This window comes from Arthrobacter sp. ISL-72 (assembly GCF_018613755.1).
Classification (GTDB): domain Bacteria; phylum Actinomycetota; class Actinomycetes; order Actinomycetales; family Micrococcaceae; genus Arthrobacter.
Genome location: NZ_JAGGPP010000003.1, coordinates 1 through 15,163 on the forward strand (window position 1 = coordinate 1; position 15,163 = coordinate 15,163).

Sequence of the window (15,163 nt, forward strand, 5' to 3'; positions counted from 1 at the left end):
ACATCCAAATACCCGCGCTGCGCGTCCTCGCGTCCCTGCATAAGACCAGTCTTAACCACCAGCCGCGCCAGTCCAGCCGACGCGCCTTGACGCTCGCGATTAATTCAGCAGGCTCCTAGGAAGCCCTGGATCCCGCCGCTACCGCTTCGGCAAGACAGCCGGGAAGCCGGCCCGACCGCTGCGCGGACGGGCCGGCACGGCTAGGCTTCTGCCATGACGCAACCAGCTCCCGGACCCACAGCCCTGATCACCGGCGCCACCTCGGGCCTTGGCGCCGAGTTTGCCCGGCAGCTCGCCGAAGAGGGCCACCATGTGGTGCTGGTCGCCCGGGACGGGGACCGGCTGCGGGCAGCCGCGCACGAACTCGAGAACAACTACAGCATCACAGCGGAGGTGCTGTCCGCAGACTTGACCGACGACGCCGGGGTGGCGGCCGTCGTCGAACGCCTTTCCGATCCGGCGCGCCCGGTGGAAATCCTGGTCAACAACGCGGGGATCGGGCTGCTTCGCTCCTTTGAGGAGAACACCGTGGAGGAGGAGCGCAGGCATCTCCGGCTGCATGTCCAGACGCCCCTGGAGTTGTGCCATGCGGCGCTGCAGGGAATGCTGGCACGCCGTTCGGGACGGATCATCAACGTGGCCAGCGTGGCGGCGTTTGCGAACCGGGGCACTTACTCGGCGGCGAAGGCCTGGCAGGTGACGTTCAGCCGCTGGGCCAACCTGGCCTACGCCGGGCACGGAGTGAAGGTGACGGCGGTGTGCCCGGGCTTCACCCACACTGAATTCCACGACCGCATGGGCATGGACAAGTCCGTGGCGCCGCGCTGGCTCTGGCTGCACGCGGACCGCGTGGTCCGGGAGGGCTTGGCGGACAACGAGCACGGCCGGTCGGTGTCCATTCCGACGAAGCGCTACAAGGTGGTGGCGACGGTAGCCCGCATGCTGCCCGCCCGGCTCACGTCAGGTCCGCCGAAGCGGCCCCTGCAGTAGCCCGACCGCCTTCAATGTCCGGCGCCGGACCAGCACAATGACCAGGATTCCGATCACCGCGCCCACCACGGTTTCCACGGCACGTTCCATGATGAGGACGTATGGATCCGCCGGGGCCGCGAGCTGCGTCATCAACAGGATCACGGGCGTAAAGGACACCATGGCCAGCCCGTAATGCCGGGTCACGAACAGCTCGGTGGTGAACTGGAACACGATAACCAGCACCGCCAGGGCCGCCGCCTGCGCTCCGGGAAACCATCCCTGCGGGGCCCACGGGGCCGGAAAGAGCACGACGGCGACGATCACCAGACCGAGGAAGGTCCCCACCATGCGGTGGAGCCCGCGGTGCACGCTGCTGGGCAGGTCGGCGCCCGCCAGCGGCACCGCTGCCGCGGCCATGGCCCAGTGCGGGTGGCCGCTGCCGCTGAGAACACCGATTGCGCCGGCCGCCCCTACCGCCAGGATGTAGCGTGCCGCGTGGATTATGGCCGCCTGCCTGCGGGGGCCGTTCAACGGCCGGGCAGAACGTGCCGCTCCCGGTTGCCATGTCCGGCCGCGGATCCAGCCGCCAAACCCGACAACCATTGAAAACGCCGCTGAGGCAGCCGCGATCAGCAGCGCGGCAAACCAGGGAACCGTCGTGGGGACCGACGCGCAGGCACCCAGGGCCAGGATGCCGAAGAAGGGGCCGTTCGGCTTCAGGTTCACCCTGTCGGAGAACACCGAGCCGGCACCCGCCAGCACGGCTTCCACACCCACCAGCCACCAGGAATGAAGGTGGTTGACGGACAGGAAAACGCCCACGCCAACCCCGCTGAGCAGGACCAGTGCGGCCTGCGCCTGATGCGTGAGGCGGAGCTGGTGGGGCTCGGAGCGTCCGTACATCCCGGTCAGCGCGCCGAAGACGGCGTAGATGATCAGGTCCGGGCGTCCGAGGACGAGGAGGGCCAGTGACGGAACAGCAACGCTCACGGCGACGCGAAGCGCTGACAGGTGATCGTTGTTGGCGGGACCAAGGCTGTGCAGGGCCCGGAGGTGCCTCAGGAAGACATTGGTCACGGGGCGCGTCCTCTCTTCCTTGCAGCCGGACCTTAAAAGTGTGCCAGACACGCGAGAGGCCTGCTTTGCACGATGTCGCAAAGAAACATCATGCAAAGCAGGCCTCACCGGGCGGGGCTACGGACTGGAAAATCAGACCCTTGCAGGCACCTTTCCGGTCTCCGGCAGCTCATCATCGAACGGCAGTTCATCATCGAACGGCAGTTCATCCTCGAACGGCAGCTCATCCAGGTTGATCAGCGGGTTCTCATCCTGGGTGGCCACCAGCTCCTGGGCCTCAGCCTTGGTGTCCACGCTGGGCATGGAACCCGGCAGGGGACGGTTGGCGGATTCCTTCAGGAAGTAGATCGCGACGGCGCCGACGGCCGAGGTGGCCATCAGGTAGTACGCGGGCATCATGTCGTTGCCGGTCGCCTTGATCAGCGCCGCCACAACGAACGGCGTGGTGCCGCCGAAGATCGCCACGGAGAAGTTGTACGCGATTCCCATGGCGCTGTAGCGGCTGGCCGTGGGGAACTGGGCAGGCAGGGCCGAGGCCAGGTTCGCCACGTAGAAAGTGACCGGGAAGGCCACGAGGGCCAGGCCGGCCAAAGTGGACCAGATGCTGCCGATGCCGATCAGGAGGAACGCGGGTGCGGCCAGCACGATGGTGCTCACGGCGCCGATCCACAGGACGGGCCGGCGGCCGATGCGGTCGGAGAGCTTTCCAGTCAACGGAATGCACAGGCTCATGACTACCAGCACGGGGATGGTCAGCAACGTACCGTGGACGGGGTCGTAGCCCTTCGCGTCGGTGAGGTACGTCGGCATGTAGGACGTCAGCGCGTAGCCGGCGGTGTTGGCCGCGGCCACCAGGATCATGGCCACGATAATGGGCCGCCAGTTCGCCTTAAGAACGCCCACCGGACCCTTGGACCCGGCGTCGTCGGCCTTGGCGGCGTCCTTGCTGAGTTCCTCCTGCGCGTCCAGGGTCGCCTGGAACTGCGGGGACTCCTCAATCTTGCTCCGGAAATAGACAGCGACGAGGCCGAGGGGACCGGCGAGCAGGAACGGAAGGCGCCAGCCCCATTCCTCCATGGCAGCCTGGCCCATGGTCAGTTGAAGGGCCGAAACGAGCGCGGCACCCATGGCAAAGCCCAGGTAGCTTCCGAGGTCCAGGAAGCTCGCGAAGAAGCCGCGGCGCTTGTCCGGGGCGTATTCACTGACAAAAGTGGTGGCACCGGCATATTCGCCGCCGGTGGAGAAGCCCTGCACGATCTTCAGCAGCACCAGCAGGGCGGCCGCCCACAGGCCGATCTGCGCGTAGCCGGGGAGAAGGCCGATGGCAAACGTGCTGGCCGCCATAAGCATCAGGGTTGCTGCCAGGACCTTCTGGCGGCCAACCTTGTCACCGAGCCATCCGAAGATCACTCCGCCAAGCGGGCGCGCGATGAAGGTCGCGGCAAAAGTGCCCAGTAGGAACAGCGTCTGCGTGGACGGATCGGATTCCGGCAGGAACACCGGTCCCATGGTGGTGATCAGGTAGCCGAACACACCGACGTCGTACCACTCCATGGTGTTACCCACGATGGTGCCGCCGAGTGCTTTCTTGAGCATCGGCTGGTTGACGACGTTGACATCGGAGACTTTGAGCCTGCGGCGAGGCAGCAGCCTCGGCTTCTTGGCGCTTTGGGGCGCAACCCCTTGGGGCAAAACGCCCGGGGGCATAATACTGTCGGTTCCGCGGGCGTTGTCCACGCCTGCTGAAGAGTCGGTCATGCTTCGGTCTGTGGGCATTTGGGCTTCTCCTGTGGAGGTCATTTGCTTGCGACTTGTAGCTGCCCCGCTCCGGGCAGGCTTTCGATTTTACGCGAAATCCATGGCGTTTCCGAGTTGGGTGGCGTATGATCCGAGGTTTCGAGGGTCGATACAGCCCCAAAACAGAAAGACTTTTGGGCTGTTTCACCGCGCCAGCACTGGCATCCGGAGACCCGCCGCATCGTTATCAAACCTTTTTTCGTGAACGGGCTCAAAAAGCACGCCAATGGGCCGCAGTTCCCCCTTCAGCGCAAGCCTGCCCGAGCCTCCCCGTGGTCCTGAATGCTTCCGAACCGGGGGTTCCCACGGGCCGGATCACTGCCTAAGGTTGAGCCATGGGAACACTGATCTTTGGATAGGCCTGCGGCCGGCCGTCAGCCGTTGAGTTGCTGGCCAGTCCGCCCACCGTATTCACCAGCAATCTGGCTAGTCGGGACGCACCTCAGCGTTGATCCCCGCGCGGCAACCGCCGTCGTAATTTTCCTAGCGCGATCCAGCGCCTGTGCGCCTGCAAACCAGCCACCCGAGTCCGCATCACAAGGAGAGTTTCCGTGACCGATAAAACCAACACCGACAGCGCCGAGCCCGCGTCCGACCCCAAGGCAGAGGCTCCGGATTCCGGACAAGGCATCAAGTCCAGGCTGACCGACGCCCAACGGGAAATGCTCGCCAGCAAGTCCCGGGGCGGCACGACGTCGCAAAGTGTTTCCCACGGCCACAAGCCCACGCATGCCAGCGGAAAGCAAGGCCCTGCCCAGAAAAAAGTCCGCTGGTAGGCCCTGCAGACAGGCAATTCCTGCAGTCCTCGTATTGGCGGACACTTCATTTCAACGCGGAAAGGAAGAGTAAAAAAATGGCTGAGATAAATCCTGGGGGAAGGCTCGAACCGGAGCTCGCCAGTCACTTGGCGGAGTCCATGGACGAGGTTCCTGCGCCCGAGATGCCAGCTCCCGCCGGACCGGCCAACGGCGGCAAGCAGTGGCCGGACGGAAACGGCAAGCGGCGCCATCCCAAGGAACGGGACCTGGCCCACGGCCGCGTGGGCCACGAGGCAGCAGTGACCGCAGTCCACCGGACCGGCCGGCCGCAGATGCCGCACTCCTCGTAGATATTGCCGGCGAAGGACGCTCGACCGGCCCGGGGACACAGAAACGGCCGGGGGACACCCGAATCCAGGTGTCCCCCGGCCGTTTCCGTGTCCTGCGGGCGTGTGGACGTCCTGCGGGTGTGCGTCTCCGGCCGGAGGGCCCGTCAGCCAGACTCCATCACGATCTGGTCCGCGTTCTTGTCGAGGCGCCAGCCCCGCCACACCGGGTGCCTGAGCTTGCCGCCGCCTGTCCAGTCCCCAAAAGTAACTTCGCCCACCAGTCCCGGCGTAACCCACTTGGCGTCGGACGCGTCCTCCCGGGGAACCTCGGTGAACGGCGACGTCTTCCTGGCCAGGGAATCCATCCGCAGCCGCAGTTCCTTCAGCTCACGGTCGCTGAAGCCGCTGCCCACCCGGCCCACGTACCGCAGCTCGGAGCCCTCCGGAATGCCTACCAGCAGCGAGCCCACAGAGCCCTGCCGCGCACCCTTTCCGGGCCGCCAGCCGCCCACCACCACTTCCTGCGTGCGTTCGAACTTTAGCTTCAGCCACGACCGGGTGCGCTGGCCGCTGACGTAGCGGCCATCGACGCGCTTGGCCATAATGCCCTCCAGGCCCAGCTCCTTGGCGCTCTCGAGGATGTGCTCGACGTCGTGGACGAGCACCTCGGACAGGTGCACAGGGCAGCCGCCGGGCCACTCAAGCTGCTCCAGGCGCACCCGGCGCTTCCGCAGCGGCATCCTGCGGAGGTCCTCGCCGTCGTCGGACAGCAGGTCGAACACCATCAGCCGCACCGGGGTGCTGGCCCGGGCCTTGGCGACGTCCGCCGGCTTGGTCAGTTTCATGCGCGTCTGCAGCAGCCCGAAATCGGGCCGCCCGGAAGGCCCGACGGCGACGATCTCGCCGTCGGCGGTGAAGCTCTTCTCGGGCCAGCACTTGCGGTCCGTGAGTTCCGGGTAACTGGCCGTCATGTCGTTGCCGTTGCGGCTGATGAGGCGGATTTTGTCGGCGTCGCCGATGATGAGGGCGCGGATTCCATCCCACTTCAGTTCGAACTGCCAGTCCAGGCCCTGGAGGTCCGCCGTGGTCCCCGAACCGGCCAGCATCGGGGTGAAGTCCGGGGCCACAGGTGCGGGCTCGGTGCGCGCTGGCGCCGGCGACGGCGCTGGCCTGACACGCTCCGGCTCCTGTTTCTTCGCTGCGGATTCCTCGCTTGCGGATTCCTTGTCCGCGGCCGGAGCGCCGTGCCCCTTGCGGTCCATGAGATGGATCAGCCATTGGGCCTGCTCGGCTTTGTCGCTGTCCCGGCTGGTCCGGATCAAGGCGAACCTCTTTGTGCCGCCAAGGCCTCCGCCCTCCGCCCCGGTGAGGGTGGCGATGACTTCCTTGCCCGCGATCCATTTGTCGCATTCGTAGGTACCGTGGTCCCAGATGGTGACCGTTCCCGCCCCGTACTGGTCTTTGGGGATGGTGCCCTCGAAGTCGATGTAGTCCATGGGATGGTCCTCGGTCTGGATGGCAAGGTGGTTTTGCGCTCCAGTAACGGGCACCCCTTTGGGAAGGGCCCAGGACACGAGGACACCGTCCCGCTCCAGCCGGAAGTCGTAGTGCAGCCTGCTGGCGTGGTGCTCCTGGATGACAAACCGCTCCGTGATGGTGCCCGCGTTCGGGTCCGCGCGGTGCACGTCCGCGCTGAACGGCTCGGGAGTCGCATCCGGATCCCGCATGGAGCGGTACTTTGCGAGCCGCGGGTCCGTGCTGCCGCCGTCGGGCTTTCCGCCCCCGTCCCGGCTCTCGGCCCCGGATGCGCTGCCGCCGGACCCGTCACCGCGCGGATCACCGGATCCGCCGCCGTCGGGATGGCCGTGCAGGTGGCCGCCGGCGGAGACCGTAGCGAACGGGTCCTTGCCGTCCTTCACCCGGCGCATAACTTCCTGATAGTCCAGTTGCTTCAGGGCGGGGGAGGCGAGTTCGCGCCACGTCCGCGGGGCCGCCACCGTGGGACGCAGCCGGCCCCGAAGGGAGTAGGGGACGATCGTGGTCTTGGCCGCGTTGTTCTGGCTCCAGTCCACCAGCACTTTGCCCGTGCGCAGCGTCTTCTTCATGTCGCTGACGGCAAGGTCCGGATGATCCGCTTCCAGGGCGCGCGCAAGTTCGTGCGCGAACTCGGAGATCTGGTCCGAGCTTTGCGTGCCGTCGAGGCCGGCGTACAGATGGATGCCCTTGCTGCCGCTGGTTACCGGCACGGGATCGAGGCCCACGTCCTTCAGGATGGCACGGGCAAGCCTGGCCACCTCCACGCACTCAGCCAGGCCGGCGCCTTCACCAGGGTCCAGGTCCAGCACCAGCCGGTCGGGGAACATCGGATTGCCGTGCGGATCCACCCGCCACTGCGGAACATGGATCTCCAACGATCCCATCTGGGCCAGCCAGGTCAGCGTTGCCGCGTCATTGACCAGGGGGTACTGGTTGCTGCGCTCCTTGTGGCTGATGGAGGCGCGCGGAATCCAGCCCGGGGTGGACTCTTCCAGGTTCTTTTGGAAAAACACCTGTCCAGGCGCATCGGCCGTGCCCACGCCGTTGACCCAGCGCTTCCGGGTAACCGGCCGATTGGCCGCGGCAGGGATCAGAACAGGGGCGACGGCGGCGTAGTACGCCAGGACGTCCGCCTTGGTGGTTCCCGTCTCGGGGTACATCACCTTGTCCAGGTTGGTGACCACAAGCTCCCGGCCCTGGACCCGGACACGCTCCCTACTGCCTGCCAAAGGTCTTCACCTCCGGGCAACTCTGATGTTCACTTGATCCATGAGAGCCATCTGGAAAGGCGCTATCGCCTTTGGGCTGGTCAACGTGCCGGTCAAGGTCTACAGCGCCACTGAGGACCACGACATCGGGCTGCACCAGGTCCACAACGCCGACGGCGGCCGCATCCGTTACCAGCGCCGCTGCGAAGTCTGCAGCGAGATCGTGGACTATGCGGATATCGACAAGGCCTACGAAGAGGACGGGCGTACGGTAATCCTCACCCGTGACGAGCTCAAGTCCATCCCGGCCGAGAGCAGCCACGAGATCGAAGTGGTGCAGTTTGTGCCGTCCGAGCAGCTCGACCCCATCATGTTCGAGCGGAGCTACTACCTCGAACCCGACTCGAAGTCGCCCAAGGCCTACGTCCTCCTCCGCCGGGCCCTGGAGGACACGGACCGCGTGGCCGTGGTGCAGTTCGCCCTCCGCGACAAGACCAGGCTCGGTGCCCTCCGGATCCGCGATGATGTCCTGGTGCTGCAGTCCCTGCTGTGGGCGGACGAAGTGAGGGAAGCGGCTTTCCCTGCCCTCGAAACGACCGTCCGCATCTCTCCGCAGGAGCGCGAGATGTCCGCCGCGCTGGTGGACTCGATGGCCGGGGACTTCGAGCCCGGCCAGTTCACGGACGATTACCAGGTGCAGCTCCGCAAACTCATCGACGCCAAGATCGAGCAAGGCGAGTCCTTGGACACAGAGCAGACGTTCGGCGCCGAGGCTGCCGAAGCGGGCACCGGCGAAGTGATCGACCTGATGGAAGCCCTCAAGCGGAGCCTGGAAAAGAAGCGGGCCGGCGGCGGTGCCGCGGCCATGGACTCCGACGCCGGCGCCGACTCCGACGAAGCCCCGGCCAAGACGACACGGGCCAAAGCATCGTCGTCCCGTTCCGCCACCGCGAAAAGCACCGGTACCAAAACCACGGCAGCCAGTTCGTCCGCTTCCAGGGCGAGTTCTTCCAAAGCGAGCCCGGCCAAGGATCCCGCAGCCAAGGCTCCCAGCAAAACGGCAACCAAGACCGCTGCGAAGGAGCCGGCGGCCAAGGAGCCGGCCAAGAACCGGCGCAAGGGGGCCTGAGGCGGCGGAGCGGTAACCCATCGCTGCCGCGGTCAGGAGTTTCTCAGAGCTGAAATGAGCTCGCTCTTCTTCTTGGACGAGTACCCGGTGAGCCCTATTTCCTTGGCTTTGGCCTTGAGCTGGTCGACCGTCCAATCTTCATAGTCGCCGGACTTGCCACCCTTGCGCCCTACCGCCGAGCGTCCCCGCTTGGCTGCGGCATTGGAAATCCGGGCCGCCTTCTGCTTCGAGGCGCCGTCTTCACGGAGTTCCTCGTACAGCTTCGGGTCCTTGATGCCGGGGTTCTTTTTCTCGGGCATGCCTAGCTCGGATCCGACGGTTCGGCGTCGTCAATGAAAGGGTCCACACCGGCCGGACGCTGCGGCGAAGGAGTGGGCGTGTGGGGCGGAGCGGACGGAGAAGCACCAGGAGCCGGATGCTTCGGGGCGTTCGCTGCGAACCCTGCCTCTTCATCGGTACTTTCCACTTCTCCCTGGGCCACGGCGGAACGCCAGGCGCCCGTTTCAATACCGCGGGATTCGATGAACTCCTTGAACCGTTTGAGGTCCGCGGTGATCTGGCGGCTGTCCGCGTGGACTGCCGACCCTGCCTTCTCCACCAGCCCCTCCGGCTCCCATTCCAGCGATACTGTGACCCGGGACTGGTCCGGCCCCAGTGGTTCGAAGGTCACAGTTCCCGCGTTGCGCGGTTTATCCGTGCTGACCCACGCGATGCGCCGGTCCGGCAGCTGGTCGGTGATCTGGGCGTTGTATTCCCGCCTCACCCCGGCGATGTCCGTCCGGAAATGCAGGGACGTCTCGTCGACCTGCTCGACCGACTCCACACCCTTCATGAACTCCGGAAATGATTCGAACTGGGTCCACTGGTTGTAGGCGGTGGACACAGGAACGTCCACTTCGATGGTTTCCTGCAAAGTAGCCACTGTCTCATCCTCTTTCAGCCGGGGAACGTGCCCCCGATTGCGGGTCTGGTGAACGGCATGTCGCCACGTTTTCCACGCTAGCCGCGGCATCCGGCTAAAACAAGGAATTTACTAAGCTCGCTTAGGATGCTTCCCGAGCGGGCGAAGGGCTGGCAGGAGAAGGCGCAGCCCGCTCTCGGTTCAACGGGGGCTAGCTCGGTTCAACGGGGGTTAAACGACAGCGGCCGGTCCGCGCGCCACGTGCCCGCATTATTGCGGGACTTACCGTTGCGCAGCGGACCGGCCACTGCTGTGCTGCCGTACTAGCCGGCACTGGCACCCGGCACGGTACTGGTGCCGCGCGCCGTACTGTTACTCGGCGTCGTGATCGGTTTCCAGGATCTGGACCAGGTGGTCCAAAGCGGTGTCGGCGCCGTCGCCCTCGGCACGCAGGACCACGACGTCGCCGTGCGATGCGCCCAAGCTCATGAGGGACAGGATGCTGGCGGCGTCCATGGCCTCGTCGGCCGGCTCGCCCTGGCGGGCAATGGTGATCTCGTGCGGGTACTCGCCGGCGGCCTCGGCAAAGATGGCGGCCGGGCGGGCGTGCAGGCCGACGCGGCTGGCGATGGTGGCGTTGCGTTCGAACATGGGTGCTCCTTGGATATCAGGTCGGGACAGGGGTTTGGAAAGATACCGAACCGGGTCAGACAGTTACCGGAACCGGCTCCACGGTATCAACGGACTTGCGGACGGCCCAGCGCTTCAGCGCGATCACAGCGAGGGCGGTGACGATGGTGCCTACCAGGATCGAGACAACGAACATCACGAAGTTGTCGATGGCGAAGAAGACGAAGATGCCGCCGTGCGGGGCCTTCGAGCCCACTGCCGAAGCCATAGAGATGGCACCGGTCACTGCGCCGCCCAGCATGCTGGCGGGGATGACACGGAGCGGGTCGGCTGCGGCGAACGGGATGGCGCCTTCGGAGATGAATGATGCGCCCAGCAGCCAGGCGGCCTTGCCGTTTTCGCGTTCGGCCAGGCTGAAGCGCGTCTTGTCCAGGACGGTGGACGCGAGGGCCATGGCCAGCGGCGGGACCATGCCGGAGGCCATAACGGCTGCCATGATCTGCCACGGTGCCTGGTTGTCCATAGTTGCGGCACCCAGGCCGGCGACGGCGAAAGAGTAGGCAACCTTGTTAACCGGGCCCCCGAGGTCGAAGCACATCATGAGGCCCAGGATGACGCCAAGGGCGATGGCGCTGGCGCCGGTGAGCCCGGACAGGAACGTGTTTAGGCCGTTGGTGATGCCGACAATCGGTGCGCCAAGGATCAGGAACATCAGGCCGGAGGCAACAATGGAAGCCAGCAGCGGGATGATCACCACGGGCATCAGGCCGCGCAGCCAACGGGCCACCTGCCAGGTGCCGATCAGGTGCGCGATGTAACCGGCAAGCAGACCACCGACGATGCCGCCCAGGAAGCCGGCTCCCATGAACCCGGCAACTGCACCGGCGACGAAGCCCGGGGCGATGCCGGGACGGTCGGCGATCGCGTAGGCGATGTAGCCGGCCAGGGCAGGGACCAGGAAGCCGAGCGACAGGGCACCGATCTTGAACATCACGGCGCCGAGGTAGGCCCCCAGCGGTCCCCATGCCAGTGCCGGGTATTCGGTGGGCAGGTTGCCAAGGTTGTTCTCGGCAAGGATCTTGTCCGCGAAGCCCGTGATGTCGTAGCCGCCCATCAGGAAGCCCAGGGCGATCAGCAGACCACCGCCAGCCACGAACGGGATCATGTAGCTGACGCCCGTGAGGAGCGCCTTCTTCAGCTTCTGGCCGATGTGCTCGCCCTTTTCGGTGGCTTCGGCTTCGGCCTGCTCCTCCGCACCGAAGTGCGGCACGCGGCGGGCGTGGGGGTTGTCGGCCGCGGCCAGTGCTTCCTGGACCATCTTGTCCGGCTCGTCGATGCCGCGCTTGACCGGTGCGTTGATGACAGGCTTGCCGGCAAAGCGTTCCTTGCCGCGGACGTCAACGTCAACCGCGAAGATCACGGCGTCGGCGGCTGCGATCACGGCCGGGTCCAGCGGCTTGGCGCCGGAGGATCCCTGAGTCTCCACCTGGAGGTCCACCCCGACCTCCTTGGCAGCTGCCACCAGCGAGTCGGCGGCCATGTAGGTGTGGGCGATGCCGGTGGGGCAGGCGGTGACGGCGACGAGCCGCTTGGGACCGCCGGACCGTGAGCCGGCTGCGGCACCGGCCGAGGGAGCCACTGCGGTTGCTCCTGCGGCTGCTGCTGCGGGCGCGGGCTCCCCGGCTGCCGCCGGCTTGTCAGCGAGGGCACCGTCCACCAGTTCGACAATTTCCGCCTCGGTGGTGGCCGCGCGGAGGGCCGCCGTGAAGTCCTTTTTGATCAGCGAGCGGGCCAGCTTGGACAGGAGCTTCAGATGCTCCTGGTCCGCGCCTTCCGGGGCTGCGATGAAGAAGATCAGGTCCGCCGGGCCGTCCTTGGCGCCGAAGTTCACGGACTTCGAGAGCCGCGCCATGGCCAGGGTGGGCTCGATTACCGCAGCGGAGCGGCAGTGCGGGATGGCGATGCCGCCGGGGACGCCGGTGGCGGTCTTTGATTCGCGGGCGAAGGCGTCCGCGAACAGGCCTTCTACTTCGGTGGCGCGGCCGTTGGCGGCGACCTTGCCGGCGAGATGGCGGATCACGTCCTCGGGCGAGTTGCCCAGGTTCTGGTCGAGCTCGACCAGTTCAGTAGTTATGAGCTGAGTCACTGTCAGTCCTTCCGGAGGGCCGTGATGGTTACGGCATCAGGGGTGGTTTGGTGGACCGCCGGAACTGTGGAGCCCGGCAGGGAAGCGGCGGCGGCACCGTGTGCCACAGCCTGACGGAGGCAGTCGGCCGGGGCGGCGCCCTGGCAGGAAGCGAGCAGGTACCCGGCGAGGGATGAATCGCCCGCGCCGACCGTGCTCACGGCTTTGACCGGCGGATGCGTGGCCAGCCACGCGCCGTCGGACGTCACAAGGACCGCACCCTTGGAACCGAGCGTTGCCAGCACGGCCCCTACACCGGAACGCACGACGGCGGCGGCGGCTGCCGCGGCAGCCTCCGGATCCGCTTCCAGTTCGTCAGCGGTGGACGCCGCAGCGAAACCGGCTGCGGCAGCCAGTTCAGCCAGTTCTTCGGCGTTGGGCTTGAGGAGGTCCGGCATGCCCGACGCATCGCCCGAGAGGGCTGCGGCGAGGGGTGCGCCGGACGAATCGACGGCGATGCGCGGGCTCTGCCGTGTGCCGTTGCCGGCGTCGGCAGAACGCAGCCGCCGGGTGACGGTGGCATAAAAATCGGCCGGGACTCCCGGCGGGAGCGAGCCGGCGAGCACAACCCAGCTGGCGCCGCGGGAGCGCTCCAGCAGCAACCCGATCAGGGCCTCCTGCAGCTCGTCGCTCAGTACAGGGCCGGGTTCGTTGATCTTGGTGGTGACGCCGTCGGGCTCCGTCAGCGCCACGTTGGTGCGCAGCGGTTCGTGGATGGCCAGGGCGGCGAAGGGGACGCCGGTGTCGCGCAAGCCAGCCAGCACGGGATCGGAGTCGCCGCCGGGGAGGACGGCCACTGTTTCCAGCCCGGAGGCCACCAGTGCACGGGAGACGTTGACGCCTTTCCCGCCGGACTCCTGGCTGACGGAGAGTGCCCGCTGCACTTCGCCGCGCAGCAGCGCGGAGGGCAGGGAAACGGTGCGGTCCAGGCTCGGGTTCGCGGTGAGGGTGACGATCATGCGACCACCACGTCCACGCCGGCGTTAGCAAGCGCCGCTGCGAGTTCCGGGCTGGGTTCACTGTCTGTTATCAAGGTGTCCAGATCTTTCAACGAGGCGAACTGGACCAGCGTTTCCGCATCCAGCTTGGACGAATCGGCCAGCACCACAATGCGGCGTGCCGATTGGACGAAGGCCGCCTTGACGGCGGCTTCTTCAGGATCGGGCGTACTCAGCCCGAAGGCCGAGTGGATTCCGTTGGCGCCGATGAAGGCGATGTCCGGACGGATTCGGTGGGCTGCGTCCACGGTGGACTGGCCCACAGCGGCCTGGGTGAGGCCGCGGACCCTGCCACCGAGGAGGTGGAGGGCGATGCCGGGCTCGCCGGCGAGCTTTGCGGCGATGGGGATCGCGTGGGTGATCACCACAAGTTCGTTTTCGGAACCGGTGGACGGGGACGCGGAGGGGTCCGCGATCCGCAGTGCGATCAGGTCGGCCAGCGCTTCGGTGGTGGATCCGGCGTCCACCAGGATGCTTCCGGCCGGGCTGTGCGGAATGAATGCCAGGGCGGCTTCGGCAATGCGCAGCTTTTCGGGCTGCCGCTGCACGGTCCGTTCCAGGATGCTTTCCTCGGTGGTGCTGATGCGGTCGGGAGCGACGGCGCCGCCATGGACCCGGCGGACAGTGCCGACGGATTCCAGCGCGGCCAAGTCGCGACGGACGGTTTCGGTGGTGATGTTGAAGCGCTCGGCAAGGGCAGTGACGCTGGCCCGGCCGCTCTCGGCGACTAGGCCTGCGATCAGCTGTTGGCGCTCCTCGGCGAACACTTACCCTCCATTGCGTAAAAACTGCAGGTACTTCAGGACTGGCGCGAGTGACTGGTTACGGTGACTGCCATCACACGATGTTGAATTGTTTGACTTTATCTTTGTTCCTGTTGGTTTGTCAATGAAAACAACATGGACACAGATCCGGCCCCTGGGCGGCTTGGAGTTTTTGTCCACTTATCGCGAGATAAACGCCCTCGAAGTCGCGATAAGTGGACAAAAACTCCAAGGAGACGGGGGAAGCCGGACCTGACCGTGATGGTCTGGCCCGGCTTCCGGGTTGTTCAGTTGCGGTGCGCCTGCCTCCATGGACCAGGGCGGCCGGAGGGGCATGGCTAGATGCCGCCGTCCCGGCTCTCGTTGCGGGTGATGCGTTCGCCCGTGTTCGGGTCCACCACCGACCGGGTTTCGCTCACCCGGCGGCTGCGGCCCGGCGATGCCAGGACCAGGGAGGCTATCAGGCCGATCACGCCGACCGCCATCAGGATGTACCCGATGAGGGTCTGGTCCACATAGGGGATCAAGCCCGGAGCGACGGCCCAGGCGAGGATGGCACCGAGGGCGATAAGGAAGATGGAGGAACCGATTCTCATGACTTGCTCCTAGCTGTCCGGGGGACCTGCGGGCAAAACTTCATCAGTATGCTGTCTAGCCACACGCTACAGCCCGCCCCCTGCCGTTTCAATGAATCGGACAGCGCGTGCCGGGGCTGTATCCCAGTCGTTATACCGCGTGCAGGACACCCATCCGGCGGCTCAGCGCCTTCGAACTGCTGTGTGGGACCGGCACACTTGCGCACGCCTGGAAGTAACACCGGCAGCGCAGGGTGCGCCCCGCGTACTGTGGATTGCTCACGCCATCTCCGGCGAACCGGAG

The 15,163-nt window shown here is 66.1% G+C and carries 14 protein-coding genes; 4 read left to right on the forward strand and 10 right to left on the reverse strand.

What is annotated here, in order from left to right; all coding sequences use genetic code 11:
* Window positions 1–213: 213 nt before the first annotated feature.
* Window positions 214–990, forward strand: coding sequence for an SDR family oxidoreductase (locus J7I92_RS02020; RefSeq protein ID WP_214836649.1), 777 nt, complete (start codon window positions 214–216; stop codon window positions 988–990).
* Here J7I92_RS02020 and J7I92_RS02025 read toward each other — a convergent pair.
* The gene (locus J7I92_RS02025) at window positions 961–2,049 is read right to left on the reverse strand and encodes an FUSC family protein (protein WP_214836652.1); all 1,089 of its coding nucleotides are present in this window, start codon (window positions 2,047–2,049) and stop codon (window positions 961–963) included. The two genes, J7I92_RS02020 and J7I92_RS02025, sit on opposite strands and share 30 nt — an antisense overlap.
* A 132-nt stretch (window positions 2,050–2,181) precedes the next feature.
* Window positions 2,182–3,825 (reverse strand): MFS transporter, encoded by a 1,644-nt coding sequence (locus tag J7I92_RS02030; RefSeq protein WP_214836655.1) that lies wholly within the window; start codon window positions 3,823–3,825, stop codon window positions 2,182–2,184.
* A 572-nt stretch (window positions 3,826–4,397) separates the two neighbouring features.
* On the opposite strand from J7I92_RS02030, the gene J7I92_RS02035 reads away from it, so the two are divergent.
* Both J7I92_RS02035 and J7I92_RS02040 read left to right on the forward strand, forming a co-directional pair.
* Entirely contained in the window at window positions 4,398–4,622 is a 225-nt protein-coding gene (locus tag J7I92_RS02035; RefSeq protein WP_214836658.1) for a hypothetical protein, read from the forward strand.
* Between the two features lie 77 nt (window positions 4,623–4,699).
* Window positions 4,700–4,954 carry a hypothetical protein gene (locus J7I92_RS02040; protein WP_214836661.1) on the forward strand — a complete coding sequence of 85 codons (255 nt, stop codon included), beginning with the start codon at window positions 4,700–4,702 and terminating at the stop codon, window positions 4,952–4,954.
* A 143-nt stretch (window positions 4,955–5,097) separates the two neighbouring features.
* Here J7I92_RS02040 and J7I92_RS02045 read toward each other — a convergent pair whose 3' ends face one another.
* Window positions 5,098–7,698, reverse strand: coding sequence for an ATP-dependent DNA ligase (locus J7I92_RS02045; RefSeq protein ID WP_214836664.1), 2,601 nt, complete (start codon window positions 7,696–7,698; stop codon window positions 5,098–5,100).
* Between the two features lie 40 nt (window positions 7,699–7,738).
* On the opposite strand from J7I92_RS02045, the gene J7I92_RS02050 reads away from it, so the two are divergent.
* Window positions 7,739–8,806 carry a Ku protein gene (locus tag J7I92_RS02050; protein WP_214836667.1) on the forward strand — a complete coding sequence of 356 codons (1,068 nt, stop codon included), beginning with the start codon at window positions 7,739–7,741 and terminating at the stop codon, window positions 8,804–8,806.
* Window positions 8,807–8,838: 32 nt separating this feature from the next.
* On the opposite strand, the gene J7I92_RS02055 is transcribed toward J7I92_RS02050, so the two are convergent.
* The 7 genes from J7I92_RS02055 to J7I92_RS02085 form a co-directional block, all read right to left on the reverse strand.
* A complete protein-coding gene (locus J7I92_RS02055) occupies window positions 8,839–9,105 on the reverse strand; it encodes a Rho termination factor N-terminal domain-containing protein (protein ID WP_214836670.1) in 267 nt (88 codons plus the stop codon).
* Between the two features lie 2 nt (window positions 9,106–9,107).
* Window positions 9,108–9,728 carry an SRPBCC family protein gene (locus tag J7I92_RS02060; RefSeq protein ID WP_214836673.1) on the reverse strand — a complete coding sequence of 207 codons (621 nt, stop codon included), beginning with the start codon at window positions 9,726–9,728 and terminating at the stop codon, window positions 9,108–9,110.
* 351 nt (window positions 9,729–10,079) lie between these two features.
* Window positions 10,080–10,358 (reverse strand): HPr family phosphocarrier protein, encoded by a 279-nt coding sequence (locus J7I92_RS02065; RefSeq protein WP_214836676.1) that lies wholly within the window; start codon window positions 10,356–10,358, stop codon window positions 10,080–10,082.
* A gap of 55 nt (window positions 10,359–10,413) precedes the next feature.
* Window positions 10,414–12,483 (reverse strand): fructose-specific PTS transporter subunit EIIC, encoded by a 2,070-nt coding sequence (locus tag J7I92_RS02070; protein WP_214836679.1) that lies wholly within the window; start codon window positions 12,481–12,483, stop codon window positions 10,414–10,416.
* A 2-nt stretch (window positions 12,484–12,485) separates the two neighbouring features.
* Window positions 12,486–13,481, reverse strand: coding sequence for a 1-phosphofructokinase family hexose kinase (locus tag J7I92_RS02075; RefSeq protein WP_214836681.1), 996 nt, complete (start codon window positions 13,479–13,481; stop codon window positions 12,486–12,488).
* The gene (locus J7I92_RS02080) at window positions 13,478–14,287 is read right to left on the reverse strand and encodes a DeoR/GlpR family DNA-binding transcription regulator (protein ID WP_214836684.1); all 810 of its coding nucleotides are present in this window, start codon (window positions 14,285–14,287) and stop codon (window positions 13,478–13,480) included. The genes J7I92_RS02075 and J7I92_RS02080 overlap by 4 nt, the downstream gene beginning before the upstream one ends.
* A 335-nt stretch (window positions 14,288–14,622) precedes the next feature.
* Window positions 14,623–14,880, reverse strand: a complete 258-nt coding sequence (locus tag J7I92_RS02085) for a DUF6458 family protein (protein ID WP_214836687.1) — start codon at window positions 14,878–14,880, stop codon at window positions 14,623–14,625.
* Window positions 14,881–15,163: the final 283 nt, after the last annotated feature.